The sequence below is a fragment of the Wolbachia endosymbiont of Aedes albopictus genome (genome assembly GCF_024804185.1).
Classification (GTDB): Bacteria; Pseudomonadota; Alphaproteobacteria; order Rickettsiales; family Anaplasmataceae; genus Wolbachia; species Wolbachia pipientis_B.
Genome location: NZ_CP101657.1, coordinates 643,054 through 664,938, shown reverse-complemented (window position 1 = coordinate 664,938; position 21,885 = coordinate 643,054). Strand labels below are relative to the sequence as shown.

Sequence of the window (21,885 nt, the reverse complement as noted above, 5' to 3'; positions counted from 1 at the left end):
ACATCATTCATATCTTACCCCTCTTCATTTCCTTCCTTGTTTTTAGCTTTATCACTAGGATCACTTCTTATTGTTTCATCAGGATTTTTTTGCTGACCTGATTGTTTTGGTGCTTCAGGTTGAGAGCTCCCCCTCTCCTTTTTATCAGGACCTTCTTGCTTACCTGATTGTTCTGGTATTTTAGATTTAGGGCTCATGGAATTATCCTTCACGTCAACTTCCGTCCGATCTTTACCCACTTGTTGCCTAATGTTCTGTATAATACCTTGGGTCTTATCATCAAGGCCAACGGTGGACAGCATAGCTTGCGATGCGCTCTTAGCAACTTGACCAACACTGCCAGCAACTCCCCAACCAGAACCGAATATTACTTGTGCCATAGCTTCTGATACATCAACGAAAGCTTCCATTGCTTTGGCAATAATGAAGTATATTAGTGCCTGGACTAGATCTATAGGTAATGCTGCAAAGTGCCCGCCAGTTCTTTCTCCGGTACTGAGTGCAACATCAACGCTAGTGCTAGGGCCATATCCAAGAGGTAGTATTGATTTCATGAGACAGAAATCATATGATAAGAAATTGATACTAATTAAACATTGATAGCATGCAGAAAAATTCGTGAGATTGTATAAAACTGAATACATCAATTGGTTTAAGAGGGACAGGGATGAAAATATAATGACTGGTTGTACTGCAACATGAGCCAGTGTTTTTATCCAGTTATCAAACAAGGACTTAGTCTGTTGAAATAAAATAAACACGATAAACAAAGGTGTTAACAACAATAAAAACGCTACTAAAACAGTAGATATTACATATTTCAATGTAGCGCTAATAATGCATTTTAAGAACATAAAAGTAGCGTAGAGTATTACCAAAAAAGCAATAAAACCAAAAGGACCAGAGAGCATTAATGATAAAAACTTCAGCCATGTTTCTCCTGTGAATAATACTCCTGCTGTTAAGTCTAAGAATGCAAATTTTCTCCCCCCTTCCCCTATATAGCCAGAAAAGCTATCAACTAAATAAGTACTACCATCTACAAAAAGTCTGGATAAAGTTGTACCAAAGAGTTCCCAGCTTCTATCGCTAAAGGCAAAAGCTATAAATGCTATCTTGAACATTCTTACAATGAAATCAAATTTACTTAGCTGTATTGTTCCAAGCATATAGCCAACAACAGTAAATATCACGTATAGAGTAAGCAAAGCTCTTACTCCTTGAAGAAGACCTCTTGCATATCCTTTGTATGAATCTTTAACGCTGTCCCCAATTACTTCTTCTTTTATAAATTTAAATATCCCATTTACATTCGATGAAATAAAATCATTAATTTTTCTTTTAACAAATAAAGTTACACTATACTTATTGTTTTCGTAATATTTGCTTTTGTCCGTAATGTCATCTTTCTCTACGTTGCTTACATCAATACCAAAATATATCTTCTTAGATTCTTTATCTGTTAAATGACTTCCTTTTATTATATAATAGTTCACATTATCCTCTGTTTTTTTATCCAAGTTCTCTACTTTTTTGAAATCATTAGTCTCTGGTGCAGATGGATCCTCTGGCAGGTTATCACCCAAGTACATATACAATTTTTTACCACTATCAAAGTTACATGACCTAGTTACTTTAACATGGTACCCGCCCCTATTACGGTAATAATAGCCATGGTCTGCAATAGCAAGCATCACACTGCTATCGGGAGTTACCTTGTCATTTACTGGATAATCCTCATTCAACTTCAAAGAAAAATCCTCAAAATTATCACTAATTTGTGAACACACATTACCCTGTCTTGCACCTATTTCATTATCTGGAAAACATTGAATACCTTTAGCAGTATCTTGATCATCAAGATCACCAATTTTTGCAACAAGAGCCTCAGCCCAAGAGTTATCATCTTCAGTAAAACTACCTGCTTTGACATTTTCTTCCACTTTCTCCAAATAAGAATACATATCACATGTATTCCCTTTATCATACTTCTTATACCTTATAGAAGAAACACAGTTTTGTTTTCCTGCTTGACCTGAACCATAGTTCCATATACCCTCTTTGTTGTAACATATATTTTGATAGTAACAGTTAAGCTCATAAGAGCTGTACTTTTTTCTCTCATTAGGACTACAGTTTTTTCCATCACATAACTCGTTCAATCCTATTTTAGCGCGGCGTAAATCGAGTAGCGAACCATTGATCCATGGACTTTCGTTTTTAACATAATCTTTATTAAAATGCACCTTATTATCGTATGGAGTGTAGCCGTTACCAACTAACACTCTCCTTTTTTCCATGTTTTCTTTGCTAAGCTGCGGAAATTCTACTGTAGTCCTTTTACTATTATCTCCACAATAAAACGTTCCTCCATTGAGCATGTCTTCTATCGTAGCTTTTTTATCTCCTGTTTCAGTGCTATAACAATTGTTATCAAAGCTGGTACCTTTTCCTCCTGGATTGTTATAATCAATTTTCATATCTCTGGAAACTAAGCTAAAGCTTAACTTGTCGCCAGGATTTACTTTAATTCCAGTGTCTACATAACGTCTCTTACTATAATAGGATTGATCATTTCCGAACCTTTTGCCTTTACACACTTCTTGTTCGTCAAGACCGAAATTGTCAGCTAACTTGTCATTATTAATGTCTCTAGCTCCCTCGTAATCTGGTTCTGAGTCATCCACACAAAACACAGCTGGCACAAGTACTTTCCTTGGATTTTTGTCTTCTTTAAAAGGGCAAAAATTTACTGATCCATCGAGGGTGAATTTGATTTCTTCATCCTTGCTAATTATCTGACCAGAATCAACCCAATGAATTTTAACTCCTTCATTTGCTTTATGAACTGGAACATCCACATTAACGCTGATATTTCTGCTCTGTAACCCAGGCTCAACACAATCCATTGTGCAACCAGTGACTGCGAGGCATAGTATCAATAATAGTAATCTTTTACTTATCATTGTGGGCCTCCTGTAGGTATTTTAGGCCCTTGAGGTCCTTGAGCCCTTTGCGGTATTTGAGGTCTTGATGCACCTGACTGTTGAGAAGAACCCCCTCCTCCATGTCTTCTTTGAACGCTTTGTTCATCTAACCCTACTATTCCCAGCAAGCTTTGTTGATATTGTTTTCCAGGTTCGCTTGCCACATAAACACCAAACAACGAGTCAGATATTTTCGAAGAAGCTTCAACTAAAGCTTCCATAGCGTGTCCCAAAATAACAAAAGCCATCATAGCGGTAATATTAGGTGTATATTTGGAAGCATAACCATAGAAGATACAAGGGTTAAAAATCTTTAGGTTAATACTAAGTATACACGTAGAGCAGACTTCAAAATCAAATACTGAATATATGATATAATCCATAACCTGACTTATCAGTGATATAAAAATTAAAAGCACTACTGGATGAATCGCAAATCTTGCTAAATTTTTAACCCAGTTGTGGAACATCTGCCTAGTATGCACAAATAAAAGACAAATAATAAAAATAGGTGTTAAAGAAAGCAATAACGCAACTATTGCTATAGATGTAATAAAAGAAAATAAGGCATTAAAAATAGATAAGCTCACTGTGATTAAACCCCAAAACACCAAGCAAAAAGATACAATGCCCAAAGGGCCAGAAAATATAAGAGATACTATTAACAATACTGAATGCAATGACAGAAATCTATTTAACGGCAAATCAAGAAACTCAAAAACATTTGAAGTAGTGCCTCTGAAATTTGCTATTTCTATTAACTGTTTTGGGGTGTTAATAAAAATAGAAAATGCATTGTTATAAAAAAAATTCCAACTGTTGTCCTGCAGAAGCTGGGTAATAACTCCTATCTTTACGCATATAATTAGAAACTCATATATAGAAATATGAGTTAATCCAAAAAAGTAGTAAAGGGTATATAAGATTATGTATAATACTAACAGCGATATTATCGTAGATCTAATGGTGTTTGTTCTGCTTGATTTTATAAAACTTTCGTAAAGCGACTTTACAGGACTAGTATCAGAGTGAATCGCGTTGGGGTCTTTATAGCTGGAACCAAAAAATGCAGTTTTTACTTTTTCGTCAAAAAAATTATAGATTGCACTAAAAGTTCTTGTAGGTGGCTCTTTAGTTGTGAGGTTAATGCTAAACTGACCTTCATTTTTGTAATCGCAGCCATGGTCTCTTATTCCGTAATATATGGTGCCTGTTTTGTCTTTTAACTTTTCTTTTAAGCTTTCCATGTATTGAACGTCATGAACTTTGCTAATATCCACAGGTATATCTCCCTGGGTTTCATCAGGGTTATGCTCAGGGAATTTATCAGAAACGCTTATATATAAACTATTTTCTAGACTGTGGTTCTTTATTACTCTTATATTGAAACCACCCTTGCCAGTACCATCACCTAACGTAAAAATTAATTCTGAGTTTATTGCATGGCTCCTTCTTATCTGATGATCACAGTTAGTACATATGCCACCTCCTAGAATGTGTTCAAAATTCTCATCATCCATGTAAGCACGTAATAGTGTAATGTCAGTTTTTATCTGTTTTTCTTTTAGTATTTTACTAATAGCTTTAACATCAGACCGGGATATCTCACCTTCTACACTATTGTATTCAATATATGCGCAACCTTTGTTTCCGCCGCCGGAAGGAAATTTACATATACGTCCACAGAGTAAATTCAAAATGCACGTATCTATCTTACTTGCACTGCTCTCTGAAAGCTTGCTGCAATCTATATTTTTTCCTTGTTTTATAGAGTTAATAATATTTTCAATTTCCTTTTTTCTTTCATCTTGATCTAACTTCGAAAACCAGTACTCTCTTCCACTCAACCATTGCGCATCACCTATTATATATTTATTAGGACATATCCCATCCTTGCCACCTTGGCATTTCTCTTGATTTAAAACATGTGCAAAATGTTCCGTTTCTTGCTCGCTACACTTTTCGTCGATTTTCAAATACCTGATTTTTGTCTCACTCTCTTTATCTTTACACACTTTACTTCCAATCACACTAAAGCTTATCGAATCACCGGCTTCAAGTGCAAATGGTAATGTAACATCATTTCTCCCAGGCCCAATTGCAAAATCTGCATACTGCTTAGGGCAAAAATTAACCTTACTAGACACTATGTCAATCTCTGTTACTCTTATTCTATCTGAGATATTAACACCGGAATCAACCCACTTCTGCTCTGTTGACACTATATCTAGTTTTTCACGCAAACCTGATAAATTTTCTGGCTTAATACAGTGATCCTCCCCGCATCCAGACAGTAAAAAAAGCACCACAAAACTTATGCATAGCTTACCCAAGTTTTGGTTACTTAAACGTTTAAGCATCTGTTACTTACCTTAACTAGCATCACCGCCACCTTAGTTAATCTTTTCGCTGGAACCTTTACCACTATTTCCACCTCCTCCACCAGTACCTCTTGCCTTCTTGACAGCCGCAGCAGCCGCTTGACCAACAGCACCAGTAGCAGTTTTGGCAACAGATAAAGCTTTGCTCACCATTTGTCCAGGTGTATGACCTGAGCCAAGTGCTGCTCTATGGTTACCAGCAAGTTCAGCAGCCATGTTAGGCAGAATGTTTAAAAAGTGGTAAAAGAGGAATAACACTAGACACAATTTTAATAATTCTCCGATGAGAGAGCTGCCAAACTCCATGTATGTAAAGTCGAATAGACCAAGTATGCTGCTCTTTTTAAAGCTATAGTTTTGCATCATACATGCTAGAGTAGTTTCATTGTTATTACATTCTCCATCTTTCAATTTAAACCATTGTTTTTTGCTACCACCCGAGGCTTTTATTTTATCCTCATATTTCTTGTCCGACTCAAAGTTCAAATTTTTAAAATAAATTTTATCACATGCTATGAACATAAAGGACAAAAACGCAAAAAGGATAACCGGATATAAGCTATAGGTGATTAATTCTCTTACCCAGCCATCAAAATATCCTTTAGTGTGTTGGAATAAAACCATAGGAATAAACAAAGGTGATAAAATGATGATTACACTTAAAGCAACTAGAGATAAAATAAACACATAGCACAGCCACAAAATAACCATCATCATCAGAATGGCCATAAATATACAAACAAGAGCTACTAAAATTTGTCCACCAGCGAAAATAATACCGATTATCGAACCTGCAACTAACAAGACAGGGGCAGCACCAAGCAAGACTGCTAACGTTGCAACACCTCCAGTACCAATTTTGCCACCAATCCCTTCTAAAGGTGCTCCTAAATAGAATAGAATCCTACAATCAAGCCTATCCCAAGGAGCAAGGTAGCTATAATTTCTTGTACTATATTTATAATCATTAGCTTCATAATTACATATTCCTTTGCTTTCAGATGAAGCTTTCAGCACTATTTCTGACAAACCATTTGAGAGACAAGTTAATTCTCCATAGTAATGAGACATGGTACTGCCTGTTGTAAAGTAAATCACTAAAGCGAATTTAATAATCAACATGTACATTTCTTGCGGACTACGCACTCCACCAGACATGGCTTTTATAGAGAACAGTACCAAAGCCAAAACTAGGACAGCAGTTACGGTGTTTTTTAGCTTTTTCTGTGCTACAGATAAGAAACTGCCCTTGCTATGTCCATTTTTATCGTTAAGTGGACTGCCACTTGAATCAATACCTGCAACTAAATTATCTAACGATTCCTTAATGCATTGCACTATCATAGAAGTGATGGGAAGAGGAGCTAATGATTTACTCCCTGCCTGATTGTAGCAAGCTTCAGAGACATACGAGCTAAAACAGCCTTTATTGTTGTAACCTACAAAAATTTTTCCTTCTTTTTCTTTATTTCTGATAGTAGTTTTATAGTTATCATCATTACCAATAGAAATTTCTTCCTTTCCTGTACCATCCTTGTTTTTGAATATCATCACAGATTCTTCACACATAGGAGCAAGCGGGTCAGGTGGTAATTCCGTGCACCCCATATCAACCTCTTGCGGCCAAGGGGTCATTTCGATACCAAGCATTCTCACACTTGCCAGCTCCACACACAACCTGCCCATTTTTCTCACTGCTTTGAATGTAGCTCCATGTATGGTTTCGCTTTGCCCAGCTTTAAGAACTTCACATTTCAGCTCACCATCAACTTTTGGCGACCATGACCCATCTACGTATCCAGTGTCCTTCTCTCTAACATCAAAGTCTATATCACTAAAAAGATTACCAAACGTTAAGGGGTTTCGATGACATACTTCTACATATTCACTGTATTGCACTCCATTTTTGGGCCAAAAATAATTCCTATATTCGTTATTCATAGTATCTGAGTTGTTAGAGTCTAAAATCTCTTTTTCTGTTTGTCTTCCATCTTTTCCTGATTTTCCTTGTAATGCAGAAAAATATTCGTCTTCTTTTTGATAATTTTTATCTGTGTGGACACTATAACCTGTATCTTTTAATTCAAAGTTTTTATATTTTCCATCATGGTCACGTGCAACTGGGTGTCTAACAAAACTATGCTCACAAACAACAAGTCCTCCTATCGCCTTCCAAACCCCAACAATTGCAGCTATCATTCCAACAATAACAAAAGCAGTAAATAAACCAGCAGAAGAGACGATCAAAATAACGCCAGTCCATACTGCACCAATAGCAATTGCTATCCCAGCGATTGCTGCACCTGTCTTAAACGCTCCACAGTCAGGATTAGAGGCACGACTGAAACTGCCAGTAGAATTAAATCTGCTAACAAATTCTGTCTTGTCAGTACCACTTACTCCATCTGCAAGCACTGGATATGAGAGTAAAAAGTCTATATTTAGTAAAAATATCGCAATTAATAGCAATGACAGCTTAGTCTTAAACATTTTTTACCTTCTGATAAAATATAGGCAACCATACTTTTGGGTTGTCCCCAACTTCATTTAATATATCGTGTAACAATAGAACACTTTCTGCACGTCCGGATAATACGTTGATTATATCATCCAGGTCTTTTAAGTCTATTCTAGCTACCACAGCATTAACTCCTTGTTTCACCAAAAAGAATCTAGTGCTTGGATCTGTATGCTTAATTAATATATATTCACGTTCAGTTAACATAAAAACATCCCGATAGACACTAGTAGCTTTCAGATTTGGTAAAAAAATCTGTGTCGCTGTTTGTTGTACAAGCGTATCGCTAATAGCACTTTTACTTGCATCCTCAACACTCTGAGTAGCAAAAATCACAAAAGCATTTAGTTTTCTCAGTACCTTCAACCAGTCTTTTATCTTGGGTGCAAAAACTGGATTATCTATTAATGCCCATGCCTCATCAAGAACGATAATAGATGGAGTGCCATCAAGAGATATACTAATCCTATGAAATAAATAAATCAATACTGGTCCAAGGGCAACAGGATCTTTAAGCAAGCTAGCCATCTCAAAACCAAATACTCTTGCTCGTGAAAAATCTAGCAAATCTTCTTTATTGTCAAATATTGCAGCATGAGAACCATTATCATGCCACATAGATATTGCTCCAGCTAGAGTATCAGGACCTGCAAGCCCTAAAAACGGTACAAGGTTTCTCAAGAACCTGTCTTCTTTTCTTAATTTAAAATTTCCTTCAATTGCATCATTAATTCGTGCAATATCTTCTGAAGTAAATTTATCATTATATACCGAAATTAAAGACTTTATCCACTCCATTAAAAATGTTCTATTATCAGATGTGTCATCAAGTTGCAAAGGATTAAAATTTGTTTTAGTTCTTGGTTCTATTACAGTATAGATACCACCAAGTGCTCTTAAGAAAATCTCTGCACCGCGATCTTTGTCAAAAAAGAATACCCTTGGAGAAAACTTCATCGCTTGGGCACACAAGAAATTCATTAAAACAGTTTTACCAGCACCAGTTGGGCCAATTATCATAGTGTGTCCAACATCCCTTATATGAAAGTTGAAAAAAAATGGAGTACCAGATGTCGTGTCAAAAACTGTAACAGCATCTCCCCAGTGGTTATTGAATTTATTGCCAGTAGGATAATTATGTTGAGATGCAAATCCAGCCAAATTAAGACTACTTATTGTAGCTTTTCTCACTATATAATCGAAATTACCAGGAATTTGCGCCCAAAATGCTGGTTCAAGGTTAACTCTCTCACGGACAGGATAAACACCGCAATTAGAAAGCTCTGATTCTACCAACGACAAAGCGTTATCCAATGATTTAGGACTTTTTTCTATACATAAAATAGTCAGGTGATGTTGACCAAAGGCAATCTTACCACTCATTGCGTCATCAAGCGCTTGAGAAATTTCTGCTATTTGAGAAATAGCTTTATCTGCAGACTGTATCATTCGATTTTGCTGTATCTGCATTTTTCCAATCGCCATTTGCCTATTTATAAATTGAAAAGATTGCGTAATTATAAACTCGTAAGGAAGTTGTAAAAACGAATCAAGCATTCCTGCAGAAGTATGATTTCCATATTCTTTGATACTAATTATTCCAGCATATTTACTCCCATTATGAGTCACAACCTGTATCATCTTACGGCCAAAGAATAACCTATGTACTGGTAAGTATCTTGATATTTCAGTTCTTAGCGGAAAAAGCGTATTTGTAACGAAGCCACAGTTTACAATTCTAGATAGAAACTCCATTATTTCACAGAACAAGCCATCTGGAGTTTCTTTTACTCCAAGGATTTTAGGCGAATAATTCCTAAGGCTTGTCACTACACGATTTGTCGTTTCTTCTAAATCTTCATACGTGGCACGCATATCACTTTCCCAAGCATGTTTTGAAGTTACATGTCCGAATTTTTTTAGTAGATATGACAAAAATTCTACTCCTTTTGTGTCCGCTCTACGGATAATCGTAATGTATAGGTCATTAATAAATGATTGCCTTGTTGCGTGTTTTTCTCTCCATTTTAGATTTACGTGATTAGCGAAAAAATTCGGCAAACCTTGACTTGCAAATTCATCAGAAAAAATATTTTTTTTACGTCTGATAGTATGAAAATACAAACTAAATGCAGGAGATGAAATGCTTCTGAGCATCTGATTCCTGATATTATTTTGTATTACTAAATCCTCGTCATCGGCGGTTTCAAATGCAAAGCCACTTAATTTGATAACCTTAACCAACCAATTTTCTTTTGTCATCAAGGTTGTGCTATTCCAATAGCAAGAATAAGGAATAAATTCAGCAGCGTGAACTTCCCTGTTCAGAGTAGATTTACTCTTTGATTGAATAGCCCTAAACCTCAGCATCACACAACATTAAGCAATATCATAAGAATTGGCTCCATGATAAAAACGATTTAAACATTTCGAGCACTTTCCTAGTTTTACCATAAATAATTCAATAAACAACGGTTCTTTTGCAGAAGCTATATAGCCAAGTCCATGTATACCTGGTAACATTAAGAGAATCACTCTCAAATCATTTGAATTAATGAAAATTAGCATGCAAATCAGGACGTTTAATATTGCAAACATATAACTCACACCAAAGAGCATTGCAGGTCTTGTAAGACCTTTAAATAATTGATCTGTTTGTATACTACCTGTGGACATATCTTTAACCTTCTAATAATAGCTCTAACACTATACTATATCATTATATTAAAAATCCATTGAAACTACTAGCACTTTAAGTTAAGATACATTATTTAACCCAGATAATGATAAGTTGGCCATTTCAAGAAGCAGAAAAAATATTGCAAGAGTTTCCTAATAAAAAAGAAATAATATTTGAAACTGGTTATGGACCCTCTGGTTTACCCCACATAGGAACCTTTGGAGAGGTTTTCCGCACTACAGTTGTTGTAAATGCATTAAAAAAAATAGCTCCTGGTATAAAAACCAAAATCATTGCAGTTTCAGATGATATGGATGGTTTGCGAAAAATACCAGATAATGTGCCAAATCAAGAGATGCTAAGGGAGCACTTAAATAAACCATTGACTATGATACCCGATCCATTTGGCACTCATGAGAGTTATGGTCATCACATGAATTTGTTGTTGTGTAAATTTCTTGATTTGTTTGAATTTGAGTACGAATTTAGGAGTGCAACAGAGTGTTATAAATCTGGCGTTTACGATGAAAAACTTTTACTCCTGCTGAAAAATTATGATAAAGTGATGGACGTAATGCTTCCATCATTTCGGGAAGAAAGGCAGCAGACTTACAGTCCATTCTTGCCGATATGTCCAAAAACTTCCCAAGTTTTACAAGTTCCAGTAATTGAAACAAATACAGATAAAGGAACAATCACGTATGAAGACCCAAACGGGGAAAAAATAGAAGTTTCAGTGACAAAAGGAAAATGTAAACTGCAATGGAAACCTGATTGGGGAATGAGGTGGGCCGCATTTGGAGTAAATTATGAAGCTCACGGAAAAGATTTAACTCCATCTGCTGTGCTTTCAAGTCAAATATGTGAAATACTTGGAGAAAAGCCACCACTTCTGTTTTGCTACGAGCTTTTCCTTGATAAAGAAGGAAAGAAAATATCAAAATCAAGAGGAAATGGCATTTCAATTGAAGAGTGGTTAACTTACGCACCAACAGAGAGCTTAGCATTGTACATTTTTCAGAGCCCTAAAAAAGCTAAACGTTTATATTTTGATGTGATACCAAAATCAACTGATGAGTATCTAGAGTTTGTTAAGCATTATAATGAGAACAACGGGGAAAACACAAATAGTAAATTTCATACAGAACCTGGTTATGATGAGAAATTTTTAGGGGAAGCGCAGGTGAGCACCGCAGAATACTCGAATGTATTTGAGGAGCGCAAGCAAGCTTTAACGACAAAATTGCCATCAGAAGCAAACCCTGCCTGGCATATCCACCAGGGCAATGTTCCTAATATAGAAACTTCAGGCATAAATTTCTCACTACTTTTAAACCTAGCAGCGGCTTGTAATGCTGAAAACAAAGAGATCATATGGGGTTTTATATCCTCTTATGCACCAAGCGTCACACCAGAAAATAATAAAATGCTTGATAGACTTTCAGACTTTGCAGTAAAGTATTACCACGATTTTATCAAACCAACAAAATCATATAAAACTCCAAATGCAAAAGAGAGAGAAGCATTACTAGATTTGAAGGACACTTTACATTCTCTATCTACAACTGTTACTGCTGAAGAAATTCAATCTCAGGTATTTTCTATTGGAAAAAAATATGATTATACCAACTTACGTGACTGGTTTCAGCTATTATATGAAATGTTACTTGGCCAAAAAACCGGTCCAAGAATGGGATCTTTCATAAAGCTTTATGGAATAGATAATACGATTTCTCTCATAGAAAGCGCTACTAAATGTATACTTTAGAGTTTACCTTCTTTCATTTGAGCTCTTTAGTTTTTAGTTCTGCCTTCTAAGGCTTTTACTCGTGACAACCACTGTGCCTGCGATCTTGTCGTGCCAAGTTTGACAGCGTTTGTTGAAATTTGACCATAAAAAGCCCAAGAATAATGGTGCAGCTGACAATATAAAGGGAAAAAATCTCTTTGTTGCTTGTTTTAGGGTCATCTTTTCGAAAGTTTGTGCATCCACAACTCTAAGACCAAGTAATAGTTTTCCAGGTGTGGCAGCAAACCTTACCCACATATATGTTACATAGCAAAAGAGCATAATGCATTGTACTATTTGATTTAGGATTTGTAATTTTATAAGTCTACTCTGCGTTGTCTTTTCTTCTGCAGACAGTAGCGCTTGCATTTGGTATTTTGCAGCAATTTGACTTAATATTTTGCTATCCTCTGAGTTCATAAAGAGCTGATTTAAGGCTTGGCTGCAAAACTGCAAGAACAAAACGATAATAATCAAATCAAGCAATACTGATATATAGCGCCTAAGTCCTGTTACATAACATATCCCATTTTCATCTTTCTTTACCTTTTGAATAACATTTATAGAAGAAAAAATAGAAAATAAACGATTAAAAAATTTATGTAACATATATGCTTTCCAATATTTAATGTGCCCCTGGCCGGACTTGAACCAGCATGCTTTTGCAAGCAACAGATTTTGAGTCTGCCGTGTCTACCATTCCACCACAGGGGCATTAAGTTTTAATGCTATAGGCAACACGGAATTAGTCAAATTTTTTTGCCTTTACATCTTTCAAATGAGGACTAAATATTCTACAATAATCAACAGTTACTCTCAAAACTTAAAATGAATGAATTAGCTAGTCTCCTCAGTTCAAGAAGTGTAGATAAGGAAATATGTAAATTACCGCATAATTTAGAAGCCGAGCAAATGCTTATTGGCGCAATGATTCGTGATAATAGAATCTGTGATGCAGTTGAAGATACAATTACGGCAGAGAATTTCTATGATCCATTACATCAGAGTATCTTTACGCAAATATCCAAAACCAGGAAACACGGTATAGTTGCCAATGAACTAAGCCTCAAAATGTTTTTTGAGAACGACCAAGCGTTTACCGAGTGTGGTGGGATAGAGTACTTAGCAAAGCTTGCAGCAAAGGCAAGTATTGCACTTGATATCTATAGTTTGACTAGAATAATCCGTGATACTTACTTAAGGAGATGCTTAATTAAGCTCGGGCAAGAAATAGTTGGTGATAGCTACAACTACGATATTGAAAATCCTGCACAGGCGCAAATTGAACAAGCAATGACAAAATTGTTCAACTTAGCAGTAAAAAAACAAGGTGAGAAAACATATATAAAACTTGCAAGTTCAATTAAAGACGTAGTTGAGAAGATCAGCACACTGAAAAATAATCCAGAAGCGCTGGGCGTTACAACCGGACTTCAAGATCTAAATCAGCTTCTTGGTGGCCTACAAAAATCTGATTTATTAATTTTAGCTGCAAGGCCTTCTATGGGTAAAACAGCACTTGCGCTAAACATCGCACTTAATGCTTGTAAGATGTTGCAAAAAAGAGCAGATAAACAACACTATGTAGCGTTTTTCTCACTTGAAATGTCAGCAGAACAATTAACCGCAAGGCTGATCACTATAGATTCAGGGATTAGTTATTATAAGGCATTAACCGGGAGAATTAGTGATTTTGAATTGCATGAATTTATCAATGCTAGTACAGAATTATCTGAACTGCCTTTCATCATAGATGACACTCCTGCACTATCAATTAGTGCCCTTCGCACCAGAATACGCTTGTTGTATCAATTATATAATGTAGAAGTGGTATTCATTGATTATTTGCAGCTAATCAGAGGAACAACAAAAAGAAGTAATGAAAATAGAGTACAAGAAATCTCGGAAGTGACGCAGGGTTTGAAAGCAATTGCAAAAGAGCTGAATATTCCCATTGTTGCACTATCTCAGCTCTCTCGTTCTGTTGAGCAGAGGGATGATAAAAAACCACAACTTTCTGATTTACGTGATTCAGGAAGCATAGAGCAAGACGCAGATATAGTGATGTTCCTCTATAGAGAAGAATACTATGAATTAAGAAAGCAGCCAAATGAAGGAAACAATAAACATCGGGAATGGCAAGAGAAAATGGAAAAAATTAGAAACATTGCAGAGCTCATTATTGCAAAGCAGAGAAATGGGCCGATTGGCAGTGTAAAGCTATATTTTGACTCTAACAGAGGTGCATTTAAAGATTACACGGAAAGGCATAGTTTGTAGCTTGGCAGCAATCTTCTTGTTCCCAAGTTTGTTGATTGTTTTTTTATGTAAAGGTAGCTTGACAGTTTCTTAAAAATCCTTTTATAATGGTATTATATTTTATAATACATGAGGAATAATCATGATAAGTAAAGGCAATGTACCCTATTATATGGCTGGAACTCTGGCTACTTTCACTTTATTAGCATCTGGAGTGTTTGCTGCAGCTCCTTATGTTGGTTTCTTAGCTCCAGTTGCAGCATTAAGTACTGGCCTACCATTTATTATTGGTTGTGCTGTACTCTCTGCTGTAGCCATTGCACTTTCAGCTGTAGCAATTAGCAAAAACAATACTAATACTATTTCTCAATAAGGAAAGTTTGAAAGTTGTGTAGCTCAAAGGAAGCGGGAAGTAGAAAATGCAAGGGCAGGGTTGAAGGCTAAGGGTTTACCTTCTAACATTAGTGCACTTCTGTATAAAAATGTTGAGGCTTCTAGCCCAGAAAATCAGCCAGCTAAAGAAGGAAATGGTCAAAGCGGGGGTGCACGGGTTCGGCAAAACAAGTTTAAGATAGTAGCAGGGGTAGCATGTTTAGTATATATTGCTGCAAATGTTGTACTTGATGTTGCTAGCAACTCGTCTAGTGCAGTAGGCAATTCTGTTGATAGCACAGAAAATGGTGGATTTTGTGTTGCTGACAACTTGTTTAGTGTAGTAGGCAATTCTGTTACTTGCCCTAATCCTACTATGCAACGTCCTTATAACAATGTTGAGGTTTCTAGCCCAGAAAATCAGCCAGCTAAAGAAGGAAATGGTCAAAGCTGGGGTGCATGGGTTCAGCAAAGCAGTCCTGATATAGCAGGAGGAGTAGTAGCAGTAGGAGCAATAGTAGGAACAATAGTAGTAACAATAATAGATTTAGCACATCATGGTATAAATGCTGGACGTAATTTCTAGTAACTCGTCTAGTGCAGTAGGCAATCCTGTTGATAGCACAGAAGATGGTACCTCATCCTTATCTTTACTATTCACAACTCTAGTAAGCATTGTCTTTATGACTTGTGGGCTTAATAGGATTTTCGTAGGACCTGGAAGAGATTATAGAGGGAGATATTATCCCTAATCTGTTTTCTGAAGAAGGTAATAGTGCTGAGAGTAATAAAACTGTTGGATCTAATCAAATGAATATACCAGCAAAAGAGGCTACATGTCTTGATAGTACATCTTTCCCTAGAGTAGATAATGGTATAAACACATTAAAACAACCAGATACTTCTGTTGAGTTGAAAAAACTAACAGAAGCTCACCCTTCAGTCTATAGTGCTGCTAAGCATTAACTTTTGAAAAACCGGTGTAGGGTTAGGCAATGTTATGCCTGAACTTACGCACACGTCGCACAGAGATTTTAAATCTCGTTGTTCTTTTGGAATTTGCAATTGATCAAGTATCATTTCCGCTGACTTGGGAACAATTGGCTGCAATAAAATGCCTATTATTCTTATATATTCCAGTAATTTGTAGATTACTAAATTCATGCGTTCTCTATCAGTTTTGCTTAATATCCAGGGTGCACTTTTGTCTATATAAGCATTGGCTTCAGAAGAGATGTTGATAATTAGAAGTATAATCTGGTTAAACTCATACTTTGATAGGTGATTCATCACCTGATCGAGTATAGCTTTGCAACCTGGAAGACTTTCTTCATCTTTAAGTAGGCTTTGATCGATTGTTGGTACAATTCCAGAACATTGCTTGTGTAAAAATGAAATTGTTCTTTGTACTAAATTGCCTATATTGTTTGCAAGTTCTGAGTTTATGAGGCTGATCATGTTTTTCTTACTAAAGTTGCCATCCTGGCCAAAACTTGCTTCCCGAAGGAGAAAATAGCGTAGTTGATCAACACCAAACTCTTGAGCGAGGCCAATTGGATCTATGACATTACCAAGGGACTTGGATATTTTTTCTCCTTCGTTTAGCCACCAACCATGAACTGCAATTTGTTTTGACAGTGGCAAATCTGCTGAAAGGAGAATCGCTGGCCAATATACAGCATGAAAGCGCAATATGTCTTTACCGATTACATGAACGTTGAAAGAGCTGTCAGCTAGGTTTGCAGTGCTTGACACTGGAATCTGCGTTTTGGATTCTGCCCAAAATCTTTTATATTCCTCACCCTCAGTACTAGGGAAACCTATTGATGTAAGATAATTGGTTAATGCATCTATCCAAACATAGATTACGTGTTTGTCATTACCTGGTACTTTTATTCCCCAGTTAAAACTAGTGCGAGAGATTGAGAGGTCAATGAGCCCTGATCTTACAAACGATACCACTTCATTTTTTCTGCTCTCAGGAAAGATAAAATTTGGTTGACCTTCATATAGCTCAAGTAATTTGTCTTGCCAGTTTGATAAGCGAAAAAAGTAGCTCTCTTCTTTTATCCACTGAACTTCTGCGCCTGTTGGTGCTTTGCCATCTATCAGCTCTGATTCCTGATAAAATGCTTCATCACGAACTGAATACCAACCCGAATAGGAACCCAAATATATTTGTCCTCTCTCTTCAAGTCTATTCCATAAAGCTATAACTGCTTTTTTGTGACGTTCCTCCGTAGTGCGAATAAAATCGTCATACTCAAAATTCATGAACTTAGCCAATTCTTTAAATGAAACGCTCACTTCATCTGTAAATTCTTTTGGCTGCATTTCCTTTGCTTTAGCTGCTTTTTCTATTTTTTGTCCATGTTCATCTGTGCCGGTGGTAAATTTGACATTTTTTCCAGCTAGTTTCATAAATCTAGCTGTAACATCACAGATGAGAGAAGTATATGCGTGACCAATATGCGGCTTATCGTTTACGTAATATATTGGCGTGGTGATGTAAAAGTTCTCGAATTGTTCCATTATGCAGTGCTTAAAGCTTTATCGTATCTGTGCTAGTAATAAAAATCAATATGTAGTACACTATGTATAACTATACAAACGTTTGTTTTAGAAAGCAATCCGTACAGCAGATGGTGTCATCCAAGTAGCTGATAACATAGAAACGAAAAAACTTGCTTGACAAACTCTGCCAGCCCCCTTATTGTAGTATTAAGGGTATTTGTGACTCAAAACTTGTTTTTGACCTGCAGGCTCAGTGACAAAATTCAGTAAAAAACTCAGAGTATTTATTGGCGGATTACATGAAATTATAGCGGCTGCGTGTCTTTTTTATTTTTTCTACATTCAGCCAAATCGCGCTTATTTTAAGCGTTAGCACATTATTACAGCGCCACTTACAGTAATATAGAGTCAAAACTCGCTACTCGGGGCTTCTTTTGCCTTTTTTTTTATTTGGTAAATTTCTTAATGTTTGTAACTAAACGACAAACGTCATCCCGCAGCGGGATCTCTTGTTAGCGGATGAGATACCGCGAATGAATCGCGGTATGACGGTTCGCGGTTGCATGAAGGTTCGCGGCGGAATGAAGGTTAAGTAGGGTGTCATTCCAGTCTGGAATCTAGTTTTTATTGTACATTTACTTGATGTAGAGTTAAGTTTCCTGGATCCAAGTAGTCAAGCTACTCGGATGACAAAGAAATAGGCACTGGGATGAAACCCTTACTTTTACCCACAATTTTGAGAGGTCATTATGTGAAGCATAACTATGCTCTCCTTAAGGTTTTCATAGCCCCGCCATAGAGTCATAGACCCTGGTAAATTATCACTTTTTCTATTCATAAATCCACCCAATTTTCCTAACCAAATAATAGCTTGTTTTATGTTTGGAGGTTCTTCGGGTAATGTTGCTACCCAATACTCACGCATGTAAAGGACCTTCCACTCTTCGTTGCTTAAAATTTTAGTACAAATTTCCATGGGATTTGATAAAGCCACTTTTGTCAAATATAAAATTTTAAACGCGATTATACTTTTTATAGCAATTAACTTCTGTAATCTTTCTTTTGTAGCTAAGCGAGAGCTTTCTATCTTACATCCTGATTTTAAAATCCTAAAATACTCTTCAATTTTCCATCTTAGCTTATACCAATTTATCTTTTCTATGGCATCTAAAGTATGGTACATTAGTTAGTAGAGTCCAGTCGACAGCTTCCAATCCATCAGGAGCTTTTGCACTTACCACATATACAGGGACTTATTTTATGTATTGTATCTTTTGACCCATAAATGGAAGAAGATCTGATAGGCTTTCATATACTTAACTTCAATATTAGCTTTCCTTGATCTCTGGTTTCCACCTTTAGTAACTTCTAGAGAAATTTTCTTTTTTACTGGCAGTTGAGTGATGCGTGTTTGCAAATCTGTTTTTCCGACTTCAGTACAGATAAATCTTCTATTAGCTCGATTGCGGATTACATAAAAACTACCTAACGTCTCAGCCACCCATAAAAATTTGAAGATGTCTGCTTCCCTATCACCAAGGGTAACAAGTTGTACATTTGGAGGAAGGTTGTTTATAGTTTCTTTGAGAGCTGTTATCCACTTATAACTTTCTTTTTCTTCTATGGAGGTACGGTATTTTCTGTTTGCTTTTTCTTGTGCCGTTTCTTCTTCCCTAATAGAACGCGCCCAACATTGTTGGGAAGATAGACCTAAAGGTAATCCTTCTTTGCTGACTATTAAGGCACTATGCAACAGTAAACCCATTTTATGCTTTGTATAAGCTTTAGAAATACTCCCTAGTCTCTTGGTCTTTATATGAGAGTCAAAATCCAAATAACTTGTATCTTGAACTGAAAAGACCAACTGGTTTCCTTTTATTCTTTCCTTAGTTTCTTTACAATGGGAAGAATAAATTTCCTTATCTTCAAGCTTTTCATTGCTAAATAATCTATATGCACCCTTAGCTTCTTTCCATCCACTACAGCTTTGATTAATTGAACCAGATGCCTTACCCTCTATGCAATAACTTGTTTTTATAAGTCTTTTTTTAAGCCTTATATCTCCCAAATTAATGTGTTTTAACTCTCTTTCCAGCCATTTATCCCCTAAGCCATCTGTATATTGCACGCTTGTACTTGTTTCTATCATTTTGATCCTAAATTATTTAGCTTACTCACTTTTTACATTTGTGGGTAAAAGTAAGGATTCCACTACTTTTTCATCCAATAATTTTGATCTTAATGCCATTTATACCTCGCTATTACACTTAGTTTAGTATGGCTTTTTTTCCATTATTGTCTATCTGTTTGTTGTGCAGTGAGAATTGGTATTAGCTATCCAGGACACGAGTTATATTTCATATAAAAATCATAAAAAGACCGAAGGATTAGGGATTATAGCAGCAAGATTAACATCTAAAACAACTAATTTTAAAACCCATGATGCATACAACGTTTGCAGTTACAACAGAAGGACTACCTATAGGATTATTGGATCAAAAAATTAGTACTAGACCTTCCTTAGCTGAAGATCTAAAGGAGTTGAAAAGAAGAAGCCATAACACTGCTCTTCCCATAGAAGAGAAAGAAAGCATACGGTGGATAGCATCACTTAAAGACTCTACTAAACATCCTGGATTAAAGGATGTTAAGGTAGTTACCGTTTGTGATAGAGAAGCAGATATTTATGATTTATTTGAAGTTGCTTCCACTAATCAATCTCTTTTTGTAGTAAGAGGAAATCAAAACAGAACAGTAAACAAGAAGTCGACTTATTCTGAAAAAGGTGGTGAAAGGTTGTGGGATTTGATGAATCGCATGTCTTGTCAAGGAGAAATTCAAGTCTGCTCGGGATAACAAACCTCAAAGAACAACAGTTTTAGAAGTAAAGTTTAGTAACTTTGTGATGAATGCGTCAAAAAACAACGCTAGACGTAAAACCCAAAAACTTCCTAATTTAAATTTAAATGCTGTCTATGTTATAGAAAAATATCCCCCATTTGGCGAAGAGCCTGTGAATTGGGTTTTATTGACAAATATAAACATCAATAATTTTGAAGAAGCAGTAGAAAAAATACAATGGTATTGCTTAAGATGGAGAATAGAGGTTTTTCATAAAATTTTGAAATCCGGTCTTAAAGTTGAAGAATGTAGGCTCCAAACAGCAGATAGATTGATCCGCTTTCTTACAATTATGAGTATAATTGCATGGAGAATATTTTTTATCACATTGGTAGCTAGAACAAATCCGAATCTTTCTTGCACTGTCATACTGACTGATGACGAATGGAAGGTTTTATATACCAAAATGCTTAAGACAAAAAACTATCCTGAGACTCCACCACCTATAAGAGAAATTGTGAGGTGGGTGGCCAAGTTAGGAGGGTTTTTAGCTCGCAAAAATGACTTAGAACCAGGCCCTATAGCTCTTACTTTTACCCACAAATGTAAAAAGTGAGTAAGCTAAATAATTTAGGATCAAAATGATAGAAACAAGTACAAGCGTGCAATATACAGATGGCTTAGGGGATAAATGGCTGGAAAGAGAGTTAAAACACATTAATTTGGGAGATATAAGGCTTAAAAAAAGACTTATAAAAACAAGTTATTGCATAGAGGGTAAGGCATCTGGTTCAATTAATCAAAGCTGTAGTGGATGGAAAGAAGCTAAGGGTGCATATAGATTATTTAGCAATGAAAAGCTTGAAGATAAGGAAATTTATTCTTCCCATTGTAAAGAAACTAAGGAAAGAATAAAAGGAAACCAGTTGGTCTTTTCAGTTCAAGATACAAGTTATTTGGATTTTGACTCTCATATAAAGACCAAGAGACTAGGGAGTATTTCTAAAGCTTATACAAAGCATAAAATGGGTTTACTGTTGCATAGTGCCTTAATAGTCAGCAAAGAAGGATTACCTTTAGGTCTATCTTCCCAACAATGTTGGGCGCGTTCTATTAGGGAAGAAGAAACGGCACAAGAAAAAGCAAACAGAAAATACCGTACCTCCATAGAAGAAAAAGAAAGTTATAAGTGGATAACAGCTCTCAAAGAAACTATAAACAACCTTCCTCCAAATGTACAACTTGTTACCCTTGGTGATAGGGAAGCAGACATCTTCAAATTTTTATGGGTGGCTGAGACGTTAGGTAGTTTTTATGTAATCCGCAATCGAGCTAATAGAAGATTTATCTGTACTGAAGTCGGAAAAACAGATTTGCAAACACGCATCACTCAACTGCCAGTAAAAAAGAAAATTTCTCTAGAAGTTACTAAAGGTGGAAACCAGAGATCAAGGAAAGCTAATATTGAAGTTAAGTATATGAAAGCCTATCAGATCTTCTTCCATTTATGGGTCAAAAGATACAATACATAAAATAAGTCCCTG

General features: G+C 36.1%; 17 protein-coding genes, 1 tRNA gene and 1 pseudogene. 8 read left to right on the top strand and 11 right to left on the bottom strand.

Annotation, left to right across the window (positions count from 1 at the left end; all coding sequences use genetic code 11):
- Positions 1–14: 14 nt before the first annotated feature.
- The 5 genes from NHG98_RS03415 to NHG98_RS03395 are packed head-to-tail and all read right to left on the bottom strand — an operon-like array spanning position 15 to position 10,562.
- Positions 15–2,966 (bottom strand): TrbL/VirB6 family protein, encoded by a 2,952-nt coding sequence (locus tag NHG98_RS03415; RefSeq protein WP_096617102.1) that lies wholly within the window; start codon positions 2,964–2,966, stop codon positions 15–17.
- Positions 2,963–5,347 carry a TrbL/VirB6 family protein gene (locus NHG98_RS03410; RefSeq protein ID WP_096617104.1) on the bottom strand — a complete coding sequence of 795 codons (2,385 nt, stop codon included), beginning with the start codon at positions 5,345–5,347 and terminating at the stop codon, positions 2,963–2,965. Before NHG98_RS03410 ends, NHG98_RS03415 begins: the two co-directional genes overlap by 4 nt.
- 33 nt (positions 5,348–5,380) lie before the next feature.
- Positions 5,381–7,858, bottom strand: a complete 2,478-nt coding sequence (locus NHG98_RS03405) for a TrbL/VirB6 family protein (RefSeq protein WP_096617106.1) — start codon at positions 7,856–7,858, stop codon at positions 5,381–5,383.
- Positions 7,851–10,256: a VirB4 family type IV secretion/conjugal transfer ATPase gene (locus NHG98_RS03400; protein WP_096617108.1), complete on the bottom strand. Its 2,406-nt coding sequence runs from the start codon at positions 10,254–10,256 to the stop codon at positions 7,851–7,853. Before NHG98_RS03400 ends, NHG98_RS03405 begins: the two co-directional genes overlap by 8 nt.
- Before the next feature lie 9 nt (positions 10,257–10,265).
- A complete protein-coding gene (locus NHG98_RS03395) occupies positions 10,266–10,562 on the bottom strand; it encodes a type IV secretion system protein VirB3 (RefSeq protein ID WP_007548615.1) in 297 nt (98 codons plus the stop codon).
- 107 nt (positions 10,563–10,669) lie between these two features.
- Here NHG98_RS03395 and lysS point away from each other — a divergent pair, with 107 nt between their 5' ends.
- On the top strand, positions 10,670–12,334 hold the full coding sequence (gene lysS / locus NHG98_RS03390) for a lysine--tRNA ligase (protein WP_096617110.1): 1,665 nt from the start codon (positions 10,670–10,672) through the stop codon (positions 12,332–12,334).
- A gap of 33 nt (positions 12,335–12,367) precedes the next feature.
- On the opposite strand, the gene NHG98_RS03385 is transcribed toward lysS, so the two are convergent.
- Positions 12,368–12,964 (bottom strand): RDD family protein, encoded by a 597-nt coding sequence (locus NHG98_RS03385; RefSeq protein ID WP_096617112.1) that lies wholly within the window; start codon positions 12,962–12,964, stop codon positions 12,368–12,370.
- Positions 12,965–12,986: 22 nt separating this feature from the next.
- Positions 12,987–13,069 (bottom strand) — tRNA-Leu (locus tag NHG98_RS03380).
- Positions 13,070–13,183: 114 nt separating this feature from the next.
- Between NHG98_RS03380 and NHG98_RS03375 the strand changes: the two genes are divergently transcribed.
- From NHG98_RS03375 to NHG98_RS03355, 5 genes are all read left to right on the top strand, one after another.
- Complete coding sequence (locus tag NHG98_RS03375; RefSeq protein WP_096617114.1) at positions 13,184–14,635, top strand: replicative DNA helicase; 1,452 nt, start codon at positions 13,184–13,186, stop codon at positions 14,633–14,635.
- A 121-nt stretch (positions 14,636–14,756) separates the two neighbouring features.
- Positions 14,757–14,987, top strand: a complete 231-nt coding sequence (locus NHG98_RS03370; protein ID WP_096617116.1) for a hypothetical protein — start codon at positions 14,757–14,759, stop codon at positions 14,985–14,987.
- Between the two features lie 60 nt (positions 14,988–15,047).
- Positions 15,048–15,572, top strand: coding sequence for a hypothetical protein (locus tag NHG98_RS03365; RefSeq protein ID WP_096617118.1), 525 nt, complete (start codon positions 15,048–15,050; stop codon positions 15,570–15,572).
- The gene (locus tag NHG98_RS03360; RefSeq protein ID WP_259245270.1) at positions 15,553–15,738 is read left to right on the top strand and encodes a hypothetical protein; all 186 of its coding nucleotides are present in this window, start codon (positions 15,553–15,555) and stop codon (positions 15,736–15,738) included. Before NHG98_RS03365 ends, NHG98_RS03360 begins: the two co-directional genes overlap by 20 nt.
- A 58-nt stretch (positions 15,739–15,796) precedes the next feature.
- The gene (locus tag NHG98_RS03355) at positions 15,797–15,952 is read left to right on the top strand and encodes a hypothetical protein (protein ID WP_259245269.1); all 156 of its coding nucleotides are present in this window, start codon (positions 15,797–15,799) and stop codon (positions 15,950–15,952) included.
- Here NHG98_RS03355 and metG read toward each other — a convergent pair.
- From metG to NHG98_RS03335, 4 genes are all read right to left on the bottom strand, one after another.
- On the bottom strand, positions 15,926–17,518 hold the full coding sequence (gene metG, locus NHG98_RS03350; RefSeq protein WP_096617120.1) for a methionine--tRNA ligase: 1,593 nt from the start codon (positions 17,516–17,518) through the stop codon (positions 15,926–15,928). The genes NHG98_RS03355 and metG overlap by 27 nt on opposite strands.
- 457 nt (positions 17,519–17,975) lie before the next feature.
- Entirely contained in the window at positions 17,976–18,104 is a 129-nt protein-coding gene (locus NHG98_RS03345) for a hypothetical protein (RefSeq protein ID WP_259245268.1), read from the bottom strand.
- Between the two features lie 120 nt (positions 18,105–18,224).
- Positions 18,225–18,683: a transposase gene (locus tag NHG98_RS03340; RefSeq protein ID WP_096617925.1), complete on the bottom strand. Its 459-nt coding sequence runs from the start codon at positions 18,681–18,683 to the stop codon at positions 18,225–18,227.
- A 75-nt stretch (positions 18,684–18,758) separates the two neighbouring features.
- Positions 18,759–19,649, bottom strand: coding sequence for an IS4 family transposase (locus NHG98_RS03335; protein WP_096617923.1), 891 nt, complete (start codon positions 19,647–19,649; stop codon positions 18,759–18,761).
- Between the two features lie 178 nt (positions 19,650–19,827).
- Here NHG98_RS03335 and NHG98_RS03330 point away from each other — a divergent pair.
- Together NHG98_RS03330 and NHG98_RS03325 are read left to right on the top strand one after the other, a co-directional pair.
- Positions 19,828–20,957 (top strand): annotated as a pseudogene (locus NHG98_RS03330) (IS4 family transposase); the annotation flags it as partial.
- Positions 20,958–20,982: 25 nt separating this feature from the next.
- Positions 20,983–21,873 carry an IS4 family transposase gene (locus NHG98_RS03325; RefSeq protein WP_096617923.1) on the top strand — a complete coding sequence of 297 codons (891 nt, stop codon included), beginning with the start codon at positions 20,983–20,985 and terminating at the stop codon, positions 21,871–21,873.
- Positions 21,874–21,885: the final 12 nt, after the last annotated feature.